This is a genomic window from Streptomyces dryopteridis (genome assembly GCF_049606955.1).
Lineage (GTDB): Bacteria > Actinomycetota > Actinomycetes > Streptomycetales > Streptomycetaceae > Streptomyces.
In genome coordinates, this window is sequence record NZ_CP187113.1 from 854,860 (window position 1) to 870,636 (window position 15,777).

A 15,777-nucleotide genomic window follows, 5' to 3' on the forward strand; every position below is an offset into this window, starting at 1 on the left:
CCATGACCAGCACCACCGAGCAGCTCAGCGCCACCACGCTGCTGCGCTTCGCGACCGCCGGTTCCGTCGACGACGGCAAGTCCACCCTGGTCGGCCGCCTGCTCCACGACTCCAAGTCGGTCCTGGAGGACCAGCTGGAGGCCGTCGAGCGGGTCTCCGCCGACCGCGGGCAGGCCGCCCCCGACCTCGCGCTGCTCACCGACGGCCTGCGGGCCGAACGCGAGCAGGGCATCACCATCGACGTGGCCTACCGGTACTTCGCCACCGCGCGCCGCCGGTTCATCCTCGCCGACACCCCCGGGCACGTGCAGTACACCCGGAACATGGTCACGGGCGCCTCCACCGCCGAACTCGCCGTGGTCCTCGTCGACGCCCGCAACGGCGTGGTCGAGCAGACCCGCCGGCACGCGGCCGTCGCCGCCCTGCTGCGGGTCCCGCACGTGGTCCTCGCCGTCAACAAGATGGACCTCGTGGACTACCGCGAGGAGGTCTTCGCCGGCATCGCCGAGGAGTTCACCACCTACGCGGCCGAACTCGGCGTCCCCGAGATCACCGCCATCCCGATCTCGGCGCTGGCCGGCGACAACGTCGTGGACCCTTCCACGAACATGCCCTGGTACACCGGCCCGACCGTCCTGGAACACCTGGAGACCGTGCCCGTCAGTCACGACCTGACGGCCTGCCCGGCCCGCTTCCCGGTCCAGTACGTGATCCGCCCGCAGAGCGCCGAACACCCCGACTACCGGGGCTACGCCGGTCAGATCGCCTCCGGCGTGCTGCGCGTCGGCGAGCCCGTCACGGTGCTGCCCTCGGGCAAGACCAGCGTCATCGAGGGCATCGACGCCCTCGGCGAGAGCGTGGACATCGCCTGGGCCCCCCAGTCGGTGACCCTGCGCCTGGCCGACGACATCGACATCTCGCGCGGCGACCTGATCGCCCCCAGCGCGAGCGCCCCGGCCACCACGCAGGACGTGGTCGCCACCGTCTGCCACGTGGCGGACACCCCCCTGACCCTGGGCGCGCGGGTGCTGCTCAAGCACACCACCCGCACGGTCAAGGCCATCGTCAAGGAGATCCCCTCGCGGCTGACCCTCGACGACCTCTCCCAGCACCCCAACCCCGGGCGGCTGGTCGCCAACGACATCGGCCGGGTGGTCGTGCGCGTCGCGGAGCCGCTGGCCCTCGACACCTACGCCGCCTCCCGGCGCACCGGGTCCTTCCTGCTCATCGACCCGGCGGACGGCACCACCCTCGCGGCGGGCATGGCGGGCGAGGCGTTCGCCGGCCGCGCCGCCGAGACCGGTGCCGGGCAGGACGACACGGAAGGATGGGATTTCTGACATGACCACGGACGCCTATTCGACCTTCGCGAAGGAGGGCGGCCGCGTCGGCAGCGGCGCCCTCGGCAGCGGCCAGGGAGGGGTGGCGCGATGTGCGCGATGACGTACGCGCACCGCATGCGCGCCCACACCCCCCACGACGCACCGCCGCCCGATCCACGACTTCACCGACGAAGACGTCGCCCGTCCTGACCGGACCCGCGACGCACCGAGAGGAACACCTCCCGTGCCTGCCAACGGAACCCCTCGCACCGCCCGCACCACCGTCCGCCGCGGCCTCGCCGCCGCGGCCGCCCTGCCCCTGCTGATCGGCGCGCTCGCCTCCTGCGGCTACGGCTCCGAGGCCACCAAGAGCGGTGACGACACCGGCAAGGCCGCGGCCGCGAGCCCCGACGCCGCGAAGCTGTCCGTCCCCGAGGTCCGGATCGGCTACTTCCCGAACCTGACCCACGCGACCGCGCTGGTCGGCGTGCAGGAGGGCCTGATCCAGAAGGAGCTGGGCGGCACCAAGGTCAAGACCCAGACCTTCAACGCCGGCCCCTCCGAGATCGAGGCCCTCAACGGCGGCTCGCTCGACATCGGCTTCATCGGCCCCTCCCCCTCGATCAACGCCTACGTCAAGTCCCAGGGCAAGAACCTGCGGATCATCTCCGGCTCCGCCTCCGGCGGCGTGAAGCTGGTCGTGAACCCGGACAAGATCAAGTCCCTGGACGACATCAAGGGCAAGAAGATCGCGACCCCGCAGAAGGGCAACACGCAGGACGTCGCGTTCCTCAACTGGATCTCCGAGAAGGGCTGGTCGGTCGACCCCGAGTCGGGCAAGGGTGACGTCTCCGTCGTCCGCATCGACAACAAGGAGACCCCGAGCGCGTTCAAGCAGGGTTCCCTCGACGGCGCCTGGGTGCCGGAGCCGACCGCCTCCAAGCTCGTCTCCGACGGCGGCAAGGTCCTCCTGGACGAGACCTCCCTGTGGCCCGACAAGAAGTTCGTCATCACGAACATCATCGTCTCGCAGAAGTTCCTGGCCGAGCACGCGGACGTGGTCGAGGCCGTGCTCAAGGGCACCGTCAAGACGAACGACTGGATCAACGCCAACCCGGACAAGGCCAAGGAGTCCGCGAACAACGCCCTGAAGGCGCTGAGCGGCAAGGCCCTGGACCCCAAGGTCATCGACCCGGCGTGGCCGTCGATCGCGATCACGAACGACCCGCTGGCCTCGACCCTGAAGACGCAGTCCGAGTGGGCGGTGAAGGCCAAGCTCATCAAGCAGCCCGAGCTGGCCGGCATCTACGACCTGAAGCTCCTCAACAAGGTGCTGAAGGCCGCGGGCAAGCCCGAGGTGTCCGACGCCGGTCTCGGCGTCAAGTGACCGCCGGTCCGGGGGGTGCGACCGACACCCCCCGGATCCGGCCCCGTCGCGGGCGGCCCGCCCGCCCGCGACGCCCGTCGCGTCCGGCGCCCCGTCCGGCGCCGCGCGCGACCCGCACCCCCGCCCCGCGCCCACCAGCGTCCCGCAGTACGTCCCCCAGGAGGTGACGACCATGGCCACCACGCTCGCCCAGGCCACCGACGACACCACGGCGGTCACCCATGCCGCCCGCATCGAGCACGTCTCGAAGTCGTTCCCCGGCCCGGCCGGCAACCAGCTCGTCCTCGACGACATCACCCTCGATGTCGCGCCCGGCGAGTTCGTCACCCTCCTCGGCGCCTCGGGCTGCGGAAAGTCCACGCTGCTGAACCTGGTCGCGGGACTGGACGCGCCCAGCGCGGGCTCCATCGAGACCCCCGGCGGGCGCCCGGCCCTGATGTTCCAGGAACACGCCCTGTTCCCCTGGCTGACGGCCGGCAAGAACATCGAACTGGCCCTGCGGCTGCGCGGGGTCCCCAAGGCCGAACGCCGCCCCGAGGCCGAGCGCCTGCTGGAGCTGGTCCGGCTCGGCGGGGCGCACGGCAAGCGGGTGCACGAGCTGTCCGGCGGCATGCGCCAGCGCGTGGCCCTGGCCCGGGCCCTGGCCCAGGACAGCCGGCTGCTGCTGATGGACGAGCCGTTCGCGGCCCTGGACGCCATCACCCGCGACGTGCTGCACAACGAACTGACCCGGATCTGGGCGGAGACGGGCCTGTCGGTCCTCTTCGTCACCCACAACGTCCGCGAGGCCGTGCGCCTCGCCGAGCGCGTCGTGCTGCTGTCCTCCCGCCCCGGCCGGGTGGCCAAGGAGTGGCGGGTGGACATCCCGCAGCCGCGCCGCATCGAGGACGCGGACGTCGCCGAACTGTCCCTTGAGATCACCGAGCACCTGCGTGGGGAGATCCGCCGTCATGGCCAGCACTGAGACCGCCCCCGAACGCGACTCGGCCGCCGACCCCGGCCGCAAGGACGACCTGGCCGGCCTGGAGGCCGGGCTCGACGCGCTGGACGCCGTCGAGGTCCGCAGGACCCCGGCCCGCGAGGTGCTCCTCAAGAAGGTGCTGCCGCCGGTCGCGGCGGTGGCCCTGGTCCTGGTGATCTGGCAGTCCCTGGTCTCCGCCGAGGTCGCCGACGTCACCAAGCTGCCCTCTCCGGGGGCCGTGTGGGCCTCCGTGAGCGACCTGTGGCTCCAGGGCACGCTGCTGGAGGTCATCTGGACCTCCGTCTCGCGCGGCATGCTCGGCTTCCTGCTCGCGCTGGCCATCGGCACCCCGCTCGGCCTGCTCGTGGCCCGGGTCCGCTTCGTGCGGGCCGCGATCGGCCCGATCCTCTCCGGGCTCCAGTCCCTGCCCTCGGTGGCCTGGGTGCCGCCGGCCGTGATCTGGCTGGGCCTGAACGACTCGATGATGTACGCGGTGATCCTGCTGGGCGCCGTGCCCTCCATCGCCAACGGGCTGGTCTCGGGCGTGGACCAGGTCCCGCCGCTGTTCCTGCGCGCCGGCCGGACCCTGGGCGCCACCGGCCTCAAGGGCACCTGGCACGTGGTCATGCCGGCCGCGCTGCCCGGCTACCTCGCGGGCCTCAAGCAGGGCTGGGCCTTCTCCTGGCGCTCGCTCATGGCCGCCGAGATCATCGCCTCCTCCCCCGACCTGGGCCTGGGCCTGGGCCAGTTGCTGGAGAACGGCCGCAACAACATCGACATGCCGGGGGTGTTCACGGCGATCCTGCTGATCCTGATCGTCGGCATCGCCATCGACCTGCTGATCTTCAGCCCGCTGGAGCGCTGGGTGCTGCGCAGCCGCGGCCTGCTCGCCAAGGGCTGACCGCCGTGCGCACCCGGTCCACGACCCCGGCACGGGAGGCGGGCCCCGTCCTGCTGGTGGTGGCGCACGGCAGCCGGGACCCCCGGCACGCGGAGACCGTCCGCGCGCTGGTGGCCCGGGTGCGCGGACAGCGGCCCGGGCAGCGGGTGGAGACCTCGTTCCTGGACTTCGACGCCCCGGACCCGGCGACGGTGCTGGAGCGCCTGGCCGCCGAGGGCGCGGGGCACGTGATCGCCCTGCCCCTGCTGCTGACCCGCGCCTTCCACGCCCGCAGCGACATCCCGGCCGTCCTCGCGGCGGCCGGGGCCCGGCTGCCGGGGCTGCGGATCCGGCAGGCCGGCGTCCTGGGCCCGTCCCCGCTGCTGTTCGCGGCGGCCGAACGGCGGCTCGCGGCGGCCGGCGCCGGCTTCGAACGGGCCGAACGCGCCCGCACCGGCGTGGTCCTGGCCGCCGCCGGCACCTCCGACCCGGGGGCCCGGGCGGTGATCGAGGCGGCGGCCGCCGACTGGCGCGGGCGCGCCGGCTGGGCGGCCGTAACGGTCGCCTACGCCTCGGCCGCCGGTCCCCGCGTCGAGGACGCCGTGCGCGAGCTGCGCACCCGGCCCGGCGTGGCCCGCGTGGCGGTCTCCCCCTACGTGCTGGCCCCGGGCCGACTCCCGGACCGCATCGCGGCGGGCGCCCGGGAAGCCGGGGCGGAGGCCCTGGCCGAGGTGCTGGGCGCGGCCCCGGAACTGGCCGCCCTGCTCCTGACCCGCTTCGACGCGGCGGCGGCCCCGCGACGGGTCCCGGTGCCGGCCCTGGCCGGCTGACCGGCCCCGCTTCGCCCCTTCCGGCCCCGACGGCCTCGCGCCGTCGGGGCCTCGTCGTGCGCGGGGCGGGTCAGGGGCGCGACGGGGCGGGGATGGTGGGGCGGCCCTGGTCGGCGGGGGTCAGGAAGGGGAGGGCGGCCAGGTGTTCGGGCGGGAGGTCGAAGGAGTCCGCCAGCGGGCCGAGGTGCGGGGCGAGGCGGGCGACCAGGTCGCGGATGGTGTCGGGGAGCGCGCGGGCCTGATCGGGGGTGAGGCGGTCGGCGAGGAGGAGTTCGCCGAGCAGCGGGCGCAGGGCCTCCAGTTGGAAGAGGGCGCACAGGTCCGTCAGGCGCGCGCGTTCGGCGGGCTCGGCCCGGTCGAGGGCGGCGGTGAAGGCGTCGGCGGCCAGGCTCGTGGCGTGCACGGCCACGAGGTCGAGGGCGGCGGCCGAGGCGTGGTCCCAGCGGCCGAAGGGGGCGTCGGGGTCCCCGGCGCGCAGGTCGCGGCGGGCGCGTTCCTGCCGGTCGCGTTCCACGTCGGCGAAGAGGGTACGCAGGAAGGCCGGGTCGGTGAGGTCCTCGGCTCCGGTGGCGCGCGGGCCGGGTTCGGGCAGGGCGCGGCCGAGGAGGAGTTCGGCGCCGGCCTTGCACCAGACGGCGAGGTTGTCGCCCTCGGCGGTGATCGCGCCGTCGGTGTCGGCGGCGAGGCCGGCCAGGCCGTTGGCGTGGAAGAGGCCGCGGGCCCCGCAGCGTTCGCGGGCCTCGGTGACGAGGTCGCGGGCGCGCCAGCTGAGCCAGCCCTTGGCGACGCCGACGAGGCGTTCGGTGTCGGCGGCGTCCTCGGGGCGGTGGTGGGTCCAGCGGTCGACGACCTCGCGGTGCAGGAAGGTCATCGCGTGGGCGGCGGCGAGCCCGGACAGCAGGCGGGCGGTGTGGCTGCGGTGGGCGGTGAGCGGGACCCTGGTGCCGGCCCGGCGGCCGGAGACCTCGCGGAGTTCGGCGTAGCGGACGGCGACGGCGAGGGCGGCGCGGGCGGCGCCGACGCTGCCGGCGCCCATGCAGAGCTTGCCGGTGGTGACGCGGCGGATCGCGGTGAGGAACCGTTTGCGCGGGCTGCCGATCTCGGTGCGCAGGGTGCCGTCGGGGTCGAGCCGGCCGTGCGGGCCCTGGATCAGGGCGGTGCGGGGCAGGCGGACCCGGTCGAAGGCGGTGACGCAGTGGTCCACGGGGCTGCCGGCGCGGTCGGGCAGGGGGTCGACGCGGACGCCGGGCAGGGGGCCGTTCTCGTCGGTGAGGGGGGTCAGGAAGAGGAAGACGCCCTCGTCGCGACCGGCGAGGAGGAGTCGGGCGGCGACGACGGCGTGCTTGGGGCCGCCGGCCTCGCCGGTGTTGGGCATGTACTTCTGGGCGTCGGCGTCGGGGGTGTGCAGGACGAACTCGTCGCGTTCGGGGTCGAAGGCGGCGGTGGTGCGCAGGGCGGCGGCGTCGTTGCCGTGCCCGCGTTCGGTGCACAGGAAGGTGCCGAGGCGGTCGAGGCTCAGGTAGGGGGTGAGGTCGCGGGCCGGGGAGATCCGGTCGTCGAGGAGGGAGCCGAGGAAGAGGTTCCAGTGGATGCCGATGACGGTGGCGGCGCCGCCGCCGACGATCGCGGTCCACTCGTGGGCGGCGGCCAGGGCGCGGGGGTCGTCGGGCATCGGGCCGAGGGCGCGCAGCCGGTCGTAGGCGAGCCGGTGCAGGTCGGCCGTGTCGGCCTTCTCGGGCTGCCGGAAGAGGGGGTCGGCGAGGGCGGCGCGGAAGCGGGGGTGCAGACCCGCGTGGGGGTCGGCGCCGCCTTCGCGGAAGAGCAGCGGGGGGAGGGCGGGATCTCCGCCGCTCTCGTGACTCAGGGGGTTCGTGTGACGCGTGTGAGTGAGGGACACGTTTCATGAACGCACGCGGGAGACCCTCGGAGCCGTCGAGTTCCGGCCTTTTCGATCTTCGCGGAGCGGCCCCGATGACCGAAAAGGCTCAGGTGACGGATCCGAGGTCCGAAGATCGTAAAAACCGGATCCCCGCACCCGCCCCCGCCGGGGTCAGCGTCCGCGCGCCTCGGCCTCGTCGGCCAGGGCCGTCAGATCCGCGATCGACATGGCACCGGGCGGGAAGCCCTCGCGGGCCAGGATGTTCGCGGCGTGCCGCAGGGTCTCGTTGACCGGGGTGGGCACCCCGTGCAACCGGCCCAGCAGCGCGATCTCCCCGTTCAGCCAGTCCGCCTCCACCGAGCCGGTGCCCCGCCGCAGGCTCTGCCACGTGGACCCGCCGCGCCCCGCCGCGCCCTCGGCCGGCGGTTCCACCTTCCCGTCCCGGGCGGCGGCCTGCTCGGCCTCGTCGGCCCACACGATCCCGGCCGCCTCGTACACCGTCTTCGCCTCGCGGATCGCCCGCAGGGCCAGCGCCCCCTTCGCCGGGTCCGGGGCGAGCCCGGTGACGGCCTGGACGGCGTTGCCGAGGTTGGAGAGCAGCTTGGCGTGCTTCCACCGCATCACGTCGGGCACCACCGGGGCGCCGAAGCCCGCGCCGCGCAGGTCGGCCGCGATCCGTTCGCAGGTCCGGTCGGTGCCGCCGGCCGCCAGGCCCAGGTGCAGGATCCCGGTCAGCGGCGCGCACAGCGCGGACACCTCGCCGGGCTCCAGGAAGGTCGAGGGCAGCCAGACGCACACGCCGATCACGCGGGCGAACCGGCGCAGCGCCATCCGATCCGCCTCCACCCCGTTCTGCGCGCACAGCACCGGCAGCCGCTGCGCGGCCGTGCCCCCGCCGGCCACCTCGGCCGCGCCCCACGCGTCGAGGGCGGCGGGCGCGTCCTGGGTCTTCACGGCGAGGACGAGCACGTCGTCGGGGCGCAGCTCCCCCGCCTCCTGCGGTCCGGCCACGACGGGCAGCCGGTGCACGGCGACGCCGTCGGCGGTGGTGAGGGTCAGTCCGCGCTCGCGCAGGACGCGGGCGTGCTCGCCGCGGGCCGCGAGCAGCACCTCGTGGCCGGCGGCGGCGAGTCGGCCGCCCAGGGTCGCGCCGATCGCCCCGGCGCCGATGATGACGTAACGCATGCCCCGAGCCTGACACACGGCCCGGATCAGGCGTCGGTCAGGGCCAGCAGGGCGCGGACGGTGTTCAGGTTGCGGGTGGTCTGCACGACGTCGGGGCCCAGGACGCTCGGGCGGGCCAGGGCCTCGGCGAGCTTCGAACGGCCCAGGCCGTCGGGGGTGGACAGGTACAGCACCCGGTCCCCGACCCGGTAGGTGTCGGGCGGCAGGCCCTCGGGGTCCACGCGGGCCGCCAGGGCGGCCGGGTCGGCGGGGGCGGAGAGGAAGGTGACGTGCAGGTGCCGGGGGTCGACGCCCTCGGTGGGGAAGGGCAGGGCCTCGGCGACGGCCCGCAGCCGGGGGGCGTCGAGGCCGATCACGGGCACCTCGAAGCCGAAGTGCGCGGCGATGTCGGCGGCGATCCGGGCGGCGAGTTCGTCGGGGTCCCCGGGCGGGTGGAGGGCGACCACGTTGCCGCTCTGGAGGTGCGTGCGCACCTCGCCCCAGCCGCGACGGCCGAGCGCTGTCCGCAACTCGGCCATGGGCACCTTGCGATGCCCGCCGACGTTGATCCCCCGCAACAGGAACACGTACGGGACGGCCTCGGATCCGCTCATGGGGCCCAGGGTAGCGGCGCCCGGCGCCGGTCGGCCTCCGGTGTCGGATACTGATCGGCGAACCCGGGCGCGTCGACGCGGCCCGGACCCGTACCCGAACGCGAAGGCACCATGGACGAGGCACAGGCCACCCAGGCCCTGACGGAGGCCGGGCTCGCCGGCGAGTTGCTGGTCATCGGCGAGAACGCGGTCTTCGCCACCACCGACGGGCTGATCGCGAAGGTCGGCCGGCGAGATCCCGAGCTCCTCGCCCGCGCGACCCGTGAGCTCGCCGTCGCCGCCCGGCTCGCCGAGGCCGGAGTGCCGGCCGTGCGCGCCGCCGAACCGGTCCCGCGCCTGGCCGGCGGGCACGCCGTCACCCTCTGGCACCGGCTCCCGGACCCGGTGCGGCCCGCCGAGCCCGCCGACGTGGCCGCGCTGCTGCGGCTCGTGCACGCGCTGCCCGCCGACGCCTTCCCCGAGCCGCTGCCCCCGCGCGATCTGCTCGGCGGGGTGGAGCGCTGGCTGCGACTCGCGGGCGGGGCGATCGACCCCGAGGACGCCGCGTTCCTGCGGGAGCGCCGCGACGCCTACGCCCGGGAGGTCGCGGCCCTCGTCCCGCACCTGCCGCCGGGTCCGATCCACGGGGACGCCCTGGCCCGCAACGTGCACGTGGGCCCCGACGGTCCGGTCCTGGTGGACCTGGAGACCTTCTCGCACGACCTGCGCGAGCACGACCTCGTCGTCACCGACCTGGCCCGCGACCGCTACGGGCTGCCCGAGGCCGCCCACCGGGCCTTCGTGGACACCTACGGCTGGGACGTGCGCTCCTGGGCCGGGCACGCCCTGCTGCGGGGCGCCCGCGAGACCGCGAGCTGCGCGTGGGTCGCCCAGCACGCGCCCGTCAACCCCAAGGCCCTGGCCGAGTTCCGGCGGCGGGTCGCCTCCCTGCGCGAGGGCGACCCCACCGTCCGCTGGTACCCCTTCTGAGGTCTCCGGGAGGCCGGGTCGGTCAGTCCTCGACCCGCGCCAGGCAGTAGCCGCGCATGTGGGTGTACGTCTCCACGGGGTCGGCCTGGTAGCTCCACGGCATCTCGCCGATCCAGCCGTCGACGGCGCGGAACTGCGCCAGCGCCTCCGGGTAGCGGTCCTGCCAGTACAGCACCCAGGTGACGATGTGCCGGGACCACCACAGCGCCCGGCTGTCGGGGTCCTGGGCCTGGGCGACGCCGATGTCGGCGAGGGCCGCGTCGACGGCGGTGACGATCTCGGGCCGCTTGAAGAACTCGTCGGCGTCGAGGTCCTCGTGGGTGACCTGCTCGAACCACGCCACCAGCGGCAGGTGGGCGAGGAGTTCGCCGGCGCGGGCCCCGTCGGCGGTGGAGCGCGCGAAGGCCACGGCCCGCTCGTGCGAGCCGTGCCACTTCTTCGACCAGTACTGGACGGCGTTGAAGTGGGCCGTCGTCATCCGCGGGCAGCGGGCGGTGATCTCCCGCCACAGCGTCTCGTACCGTTCGTGCGAGTAGCTCAGGCCCAGCGCGATGGCCTGCTCCACCACGTACGGGACCCCGTCGCGCGGGTCGGCCATCCGCTGCGCGAGGTGGGTGGCCGCCTGGGCCCGGCCCAGGACCGCGTGGAAGCTCGCGAACTGCTCGCGGGTGGTGTACTGGGCCCGCTTGGCGCCCCGGATCCGCCAGGCCAGTCGCACCAGGCCCTGGGCCTCCACGAGGGCGGCGTCCGCGTCCCCGGCCCGGGCGCTCTGCCATGCCTTCAGCCAGGCGTCGTCCTCGGCCGCGAGCTGCGCGAGGGCCGAGGCGCGCTGGAAGCGCTCCTCGGGTTCCATGCCGGCCGCGGCCAGCCAGCGGGCGCCGACCTCCCAGTCCCCGGCGCGGACGGCCTCCAGGGCGGCCTCCTCGTCGGCGCGCGGCGGCATGCCCCGCTCCGTGTCCAGTTTCTCGGCCGGCAGGAACCCGGCGGCGGCCAGGCCCTCGGCGGCGATCTCGGCGGCGGCCTCCTCGGCCGCGGCCTCCCGGTGGCCGCGGGTCTCGCGGACGTAGGTGCTGACGAAGACCCACGCGAGCCACAGGCCGAAGGCCAGCAGCGGGACGGCGAGGACGCCCAAGATCCAGAGCAGAACGGTCATGCGGGGAGCAACCTTCTCAACGGGTCGGTGTCGGGGCGGTCGGCGACGGCGGCGTCGAGGGCCTCGTCGATGCGGTCCCCGAGCCCGGGGTCGCGGTGGTGGAACTCGGCCGGTCCGCTCCAGGAGAGCGCCCAGTGGGCCTCCTCGTGCACGAGGAGGTCGACCGTGACGAGGGTGTCGAGGGCCTCGCGGGCCAGGGTGCGGGCGAATTCGCGGGCGGCCCGGCCGGTGGCGGCACCGGCCTCGTCGGACTTCGGGAAGCGGTCCACGGTCCGGTGCAGCACCCCGGGGTCGGCGTCGATCGCGTCGAGGATCCGGCGCGTCGACAGCACGATCACGGGGGCCTCGGCCGGTTCCCCGCCCCCCGCGCCGTCGGGGTCGGCGGCCGGGAGGTGGGCGGGGTCGAGCGGGGGCAGCGGGACCCCGGCGGCGGCCGCGGCCTCGCTGACGGCGGCGGCCTCGCGCAGGCTGCGGTGGAACATGGCCACCCGGACCAGTTCCTCCCAGTCCAGGCGCTCCATGCCGAGCAGGCCCTCGGCGAGGACCGCCTCCTCCAGTTCGACCGCGCTGCCGATCGGGTTGTCCAGCAGGTCCTGGGCGGGCAGTCCTTCGAGGGCCGCGACGCCGAGGCCGTCGTCGGGCAGGATCTCCAGGCGGGCCACGCGGTCCAGCAGCGCCGGGCGCGGGGACAGCGGGTGGCCGGGCTCGTCGGGCAGGTCGTCGCGCAGCCGGGCCGCGTCGTGCGGGCGACCGCGCAGCAGGCGGGGCAGCCCGCCGAACATCTCGCCGGGCAGCGGCATCAGGCCGAAGGGCGCGCCGATGCCCACGTAGCCGCCCACGAGGCGGTTCTGGAAGGCGGCCAGGACCACCGTCTCGCGCAGGGCGGCGCTGCCGGCGTCGCGGCCCACGATCCGGGCGCCCGCGAGGTCGGCGGCGTACTCGTGGGCGCGTTCCCCGTCGAGGGTGACGCGGAGCACGAACCGGCCGTAGCGCGCGCAGAGGCGTTCCAGGGCGCGCCCGAGGGCGCCGTCGCGTTCGGGGCGTTCGGCGCGGCGGACGTGGAAGCCGGCGGCGGCGGCCTGCTCCACGACCCGGTTCTCCGCCTCGGCCTCGGCGGCCCGCTCCTCCTCGGCCTCCTCGCCGGCGCCCTCGGCGGCGTGCGCCCGCTCCTCGGCGCGGCGTTCGAGTTCGGCGACGGTGCCGCGCAGCCAGGCCAGTCCGCGACCGACGGCGGGGCCGCGCCGGGTGCCCAGCGGGGCGTGCCGGGCGAGTTCGCGGGCCAGGAGGAAGCGGAGCCGGGCCTGGTCCAGGCCCAGCAGCAGCGGCATGCCCAGGTACAGGATCCGGGGACCGGGGCGGGTGCCGAGGGGGCCGGACTCCTCGGTGACGGCGACGGAGGCGTCGGGCACGATCCGGATCGCGTCGGGGGCGCGGGTGCCGACGGCGTCGGCGAGTTCGCGCACGGCCCGCCAGAGCTCGGGTTCGGTCTCGGGCGTGGCCCAGGTGCCGGAGTGGGGTTCGGCGGCGGGGGGTCGGATCCGCTTGGCGGTCCGGGCGAGGTTCATGCCGAGGAGCACGGTGGCGGAGACGGCGGCGAGCGGCAGGAACCGACCGCCGACCAGGGCCCAGAGCCCGAGGCCGAGGGCGGCGGGCAGGAGGGTGAGCAGTGGCCCGAGGGCGTGGAAGCCGACCAGGAGTACGAGCGCGCGGGCGGCGCGCAGAGAAGCGCCCATGGCGAGCAGATCCCCCGAGAATGACACGCTAAGTGTGGACGGGCGCGGGGCCCAGGACAGCGCGCCGTCGACCGGCCGGTCCCCGGGGCGGGGCCCGGGCGGCCGGAAACCCGGGGGGTCGTCAGGCGCGATCGGGCCGGGCCGGGGCCTCGGCGTGCCGTGGCACGGGATCGAGTATGCGGGGTTTCGAGCCACGGTCGAACACCGGGGACGTCTCGGTGTCCGGAACGTGATCAAACGGGGCCCCAAGACCGGGCCGATCGACCCCCCGGACCCACCGCGGACCGGCGTGATCCGGCCGGCCGACGGCCCCGGGTCAGGCGCCCCGGGGGCGGGGTATCCAGGGCCAGGCCGACTCCACCCGGGCCTGCGGGTCGGAGCGCCGCAGGTACGCCTGGAGCGAGGCGGCCTGGTCGGCGGCGGCCCGGATCTGGAGGGCGTGCAGGTCGGAGGGGCCGAGGAGGGCCAGTTCGGGGTGGCCGGCGCCGACCCGGCGGGCGGTGCGGGCGGCGGCCACGGCGTCGGCCCGCGCGTCGTGCGCGTCCTGGAGTTCCACCCCGTAGTGGGCGCACAGCGCGGTCAGGGAGCGTTTGCCCTTGCGGTGGCGGTCGGCGTGCTTGTCGAGGACCAGGGGGTCGATGACGGTGCCCCGGTGGCGGCCGGCGAGGCGTTCGGCGGGCGAGGCCACGCCGTGCCGGCGGCACTCCCGGTCGAGCAGCGACAGGTCGTAGCGGGCGTTCATCACCACCAGCGGGGTGCCGGCGGCGAGGACGGAGGCGACCAGCTCGGCTATCTCCTCCACGGCCGGGCCGGCCGGGGAGCCCTCGGCGCGGGCCCGTTCGGTGCTGATGCCGTGGATGGCGGTGGCCTCGGCGGGGATCTCCACGCCCGGGTCGACGAACCAGCAGCGTTCGCGGCGGATCCGGCCGTCGGCGTCGACCGCGACGAGGGCGGCGGTGACGATCCGGTCGTGCTCCACGTCGGTGCCGGTGGTCTCGGTGTCGAAGGCGACCATCGGTCCGGTCACCCAGCTCATGACGCCCCGCCCGCTCCGGCGTGCGCGCGCCCGTCCCCCGTGTGCTGGTCCCCCATGGGCCGGTCCCCCTGCTGTGTCGTGCGGTCGCTGACGTGGTGCCGCCCGGCCGGGTCCCTCCGGCGGGCGGTGGCCCTCACCTTCGCACGCCGCACCGACAGGCCCGCTCGGGCCCCGGCCGCGGCCCGCCGGCGGCGCCGGTGGGCCGGGGCGGGTCGGGGGTGTCAGGAAAGGCGTCAGGAGACGGGTCGGGAGTCCTCCCAGACCGATTCGAACTCCTCGCGGTAGGTCGGGAAGAGCCCGTAGTCCCCGCCGGCCTCGGCGGTGCGTTCGCGTCCGCCGCGGTCGCGGCCGCGCAGCACGAGCACGGGGGCCTCCATGCCGCGGGCGCGGCGCAGGTAGGACTGGACGACGGCGATGCCGGAGGAGCCGCCCTCGACGAGGTAGGCGGTGAAGCGGGGGGTCTCGTCGAAGACGTGGATGCGGAAGGCGGAGGGGTCGCGCAGGCCGGCGCGGACCCGACGCATGTGCAGGATGTTCATCTCGACGGAGCGGCTCAGCTCGCCCTTGCGCATGCCCAGCTCGCGTTCGCGGCGCTTGACGGCGCTGCTGGCGGGGTTGAGGAAGAGCAGGCGCACGGTGCAGCCGGCGTCCGCGAGCCGCACCAGGCGGCGGCCGGAGTAGTTCTGCACGAGCAGGTTGAGCCCTATGCCGATGGCGTCGAGGCGGCGGGCCCCGCCGAAGAGGTCCTCGGCGGGCAGTTGGCGCTGGAGCCGGACCCGGTCGGGGTGCACGGAGATGACGTCGGCGTAGCGGTCGCCGACGAGGTCCTCGACGGCGTCGACGGGCAGCCGGTCGGCGCCGGGTCCGCCGCCGGCCCCGCCGAGCACCTCCAGCAGGCGCGCGGAGGCCCGCTCGGCCTGTTGCAGGATCGGCCGGGACAGGGCGCGGTTGCGGGAGACGACGTTGCGGGTGACCTCCAGCTCGTCGAGGGCGATCTCGATCTCGCGCCGGTCGTCGAAGTAGGGCTCGAAGCAGGGCCAGTGTTGGACCATCAGTTCGCGCAGTTGCGGAAGGGTGAGGAAGCTGAGGACGTTGTCGTCGGCGGGGTCGAGGAGGTAGCCCTTGCGGCGGCTGACCTCGCGGACGGCGACGGCCCGCTGCACCCATTCCTGCCCGGCGGGTCCGGCGGCGACGACCACCCAGTCGTCCTGTCCGTGCACCGGTTCGTAGACGGGGCGCAGGACGGCGCCGACGACGGCGCGCAGGCGTTGTTCGACGAGGTTGAGCCAGATGTAGGCGCGGCCGGCGCGTTGGGCCCGGGTGCGGACCTCGCGCCAGGCGTCGGCGCCCCAGTCGAGGTCGGCGCCGGTGAGGGGCCGGTTCGCGGGGCCGGCGTCGGGGGCGACGACGGTGCCGGCGATGGTGCCGGGGTCGTGTCGTCCGCCGGTTCCCCGGGGGTCGTCCCCAGGGGTGGGCGCGCCGCCGGCCGGGCCGATGCCGGCCTGCGGGTCTTCGGTGGGTCCGCCGTCCTCGTGACCTCCGTCACCAGGGGGCAGCTCCAGACCTCCCGAGCTCACCCGTGCACCGCCTCTTGTTTTCGTCCTGCTCGTGTTCCGCGGGGTCGTCCCGGGCACCGTACCGCCCCGGGGGGCCGGGTCGGTTCCGACACCGGCCGGCGGCGCGGTCCGGGCGCCTCCCGACGCTCCCCGACGATCAAGGAAGGGTACTCCGGGGTTCAGGGGGCACGCAGCCCGATGGCGGGTACGTTCCCCTCCGATCGACGGATCGTCAGTTGGTGTGACGATCCGTCGATCGGATCGTCCGCTGTCCGCCGTCACCCGGTGGAACG

Annotated in this window: 13 protein-coding genes; 6 read left to right on the forward strand and 7 right to left on the reverse strand. The window is 75.2% G+C overall.

The genetic code is table 11. The features are described from left to right. The first annotated feature begins 2 nt into the window (after positions 1-2). From ACN20G_RS03435 to ACN20G_RS03455, 5 genes are all read left to right on the forward strand, one after another. Positions 3-1,340 (forward strand): sulfate adenylyltransferase subunit 1, encoded by a 1,338-nt coding sequence (locus ACN20G_RS03435; RefSeq protein WP_424211219.1) that lies wholly within the window; start codon positions 3-5, stop codon positions 1,338-1,340. A 226-nt stretch (positions 1,341-1,566) separates the two neighbouring features. Then, a complete protein-coding gene (locus tag ACN20G_RS03440) occupies positions 1,567-2,709 on the forward strand; it encodes an aliphatic sulfonate ABC transporter substrate-binding protein (RefSeq protein WP_424211220.1) in 1,143 nt (380 codons plus the stop codon). 172 nt (positions 2,710-2,881) lie between these two features. Beyond that, entirely contained in the window at positions 2,882-3,673 is a 792-nt protein-coding gene (locus ACN20G_RS03445) for an ABC transporter ATP-binding protein (RefSeq protein WP_424211221.1), read from the forward strand. Beyond that, positions 3,660-4,571 carry an ABC transporter permease gene (locus ACN20G_RS03450; protein WP_424211222.1) on the forward strand — a complete coding sequence of 304 codons (912 nt, stop codon included), beginning with the start codon at positions 3,660-3,662 and terminating at the stop codon, positions 4,569-4,571. The genes ACN20G_RS03445 and ACN20G_RS03450 overlap by 14 nt, the downstream gene beginning before the upstream one ends. Positions 4,572-4,576: 5 nt before the next feature. Further along, a complete protein-coding gene (locus tag ACN20G_RS03455; RefSeq protein WP_424211223.1) occupies positions 4,577-5,380 on the forward strand; it encodes a sirohydrochlorin chelatase in 804 nt (267 codons plus the stop codon). A gap of 70 nt (positions 5,381-5,450) precedes the next feature. Here the strand turns inward: ACN20G_RS03455 and ACN20G_RS03460 are convergent, their stop codons facing one another. The 3 genes from ACN20G_RS03460 to ACN20G_RS03470 all read right to left on the reverse strand — a co-directional run bounded on the left by ACN20G_RS03460 (position 5,451) and on the right by ACN20G_RS03470 (position 9,037). Next, positions 5,451-7,277, reverse strand: a complete 1,827-nt coding sequence (locus tag ACN20G_RS03460; RefSeq protein WP_424211224.1) for an acyl-CoA dehydrogenase — start codon at positions 7,275-7,277, stop codon at positions 5,451-5,453. A gap of 153 nt (positions 7,278-7,430) precedes the next feature. Continuing rightward, a complete protein-coding gene (locus ACN20G_RS03465; RefSeq protein ID WP_424211225.1) occupies positions 7,431-8,444 on the reverse strand; it encodes a ketopantoate reductase family protein in 1,014 nt (337 codons plus the stop codon). 26 nt (positions 8,445-8,470) lie between these two features. Next, positions 8,471-9,037, reverse strand: a complete 567-nt coding sequence (locus ACN20G_RS03470; protein WP_424211226.1) for a DUF1697 domain-containing protein — start codon at positions 9,035-9,037, stop codon at positions 8,471-8,473. A gap of 111 nt (positions 9,038-9,148) precedes the next feature. Here ACN20G_RS03470 and ACN20G_RS03475 point away from each other — a divergent pair, with 111 nt between their 5' ends. After that, positions 9,149-10,006 (forward strand): phosphotransferase enzyme family protein, encoded by an 858-nt coding sequence (locus tag ACN20G_RS03475; protein ID WP_424211227.1) that lies wholly within the window; start codon positions 9,149-9,151, stop codon positions 10,004-10,006. Positions 10,007-10,028: 22 nt separating this feature from the next. Here the strand turns inward: ACN20G_RS03475 and ACN20G_RS03480 are convergent, their stop codons facing one another. The 4 genes from ACN20G_RS03480 to ACN20G_RS03495 all read right to left on the reverse strand — a co-directional run bounded on the left by ACN20G_RS03480 (position 10,029) and on the right by ACN20G_RS03495 (position 15,505). Beyond that, a complete protein-coding gene (locus tag ACN20G_RS03480) occupies positions 10,029-11,159 on the reverse strand; it encodes a hypothetical protein (RefSeq protein ID WP_424211228.1) in 1,131 nt (376 codons plus the stop codon). After that, the gene (locus tag ACN20G_RS03485) at positions 11,156-12,919 is read right to left on the reverse strand and encodes a M48 family metallopeptidase (RefSeq protein ID WP_424211229.1); all 1,764 of its coding nucleotides are present in this window, start codon (positions 12,917-12,919) and stop codon (positions 11,156-11,158) included. The genes ACN20G_RS03480 and ACN20G_RS03485 overlap by 4 nt, the downstream gene beginning before the upstream one ends. Positions 12,920-13,208: 289 nt before the next feature. Continuing rightward, a complete protein-coding gene (locus ACN20G_RS03490) occupies positions 13,209-13,928 on the reverse strand; it encodes an exonuclease domain-containing protein (protein ID WP_424211230.1) in 720 nt (239 codons plus the stop codon). A 233-nt stretch (positions 13,929-14,161) separates the two neighbouring features. After that, the gene (locus ACN20G_RS03495; RefSeq protein WP_424211231.1) at positions 14,162-15,505 is read right to left on the reverse strand and encodes an SAV2148 family HEPN domain-containing protein; all 1,344 of its coding nucleotides are present in this window, start codon (positions 15,503-15,505) and stop codon (positions 14,162-14,164) included. Between the last annotated feature and the right edge of the window lie 272 nt (positions 15,506-15,777).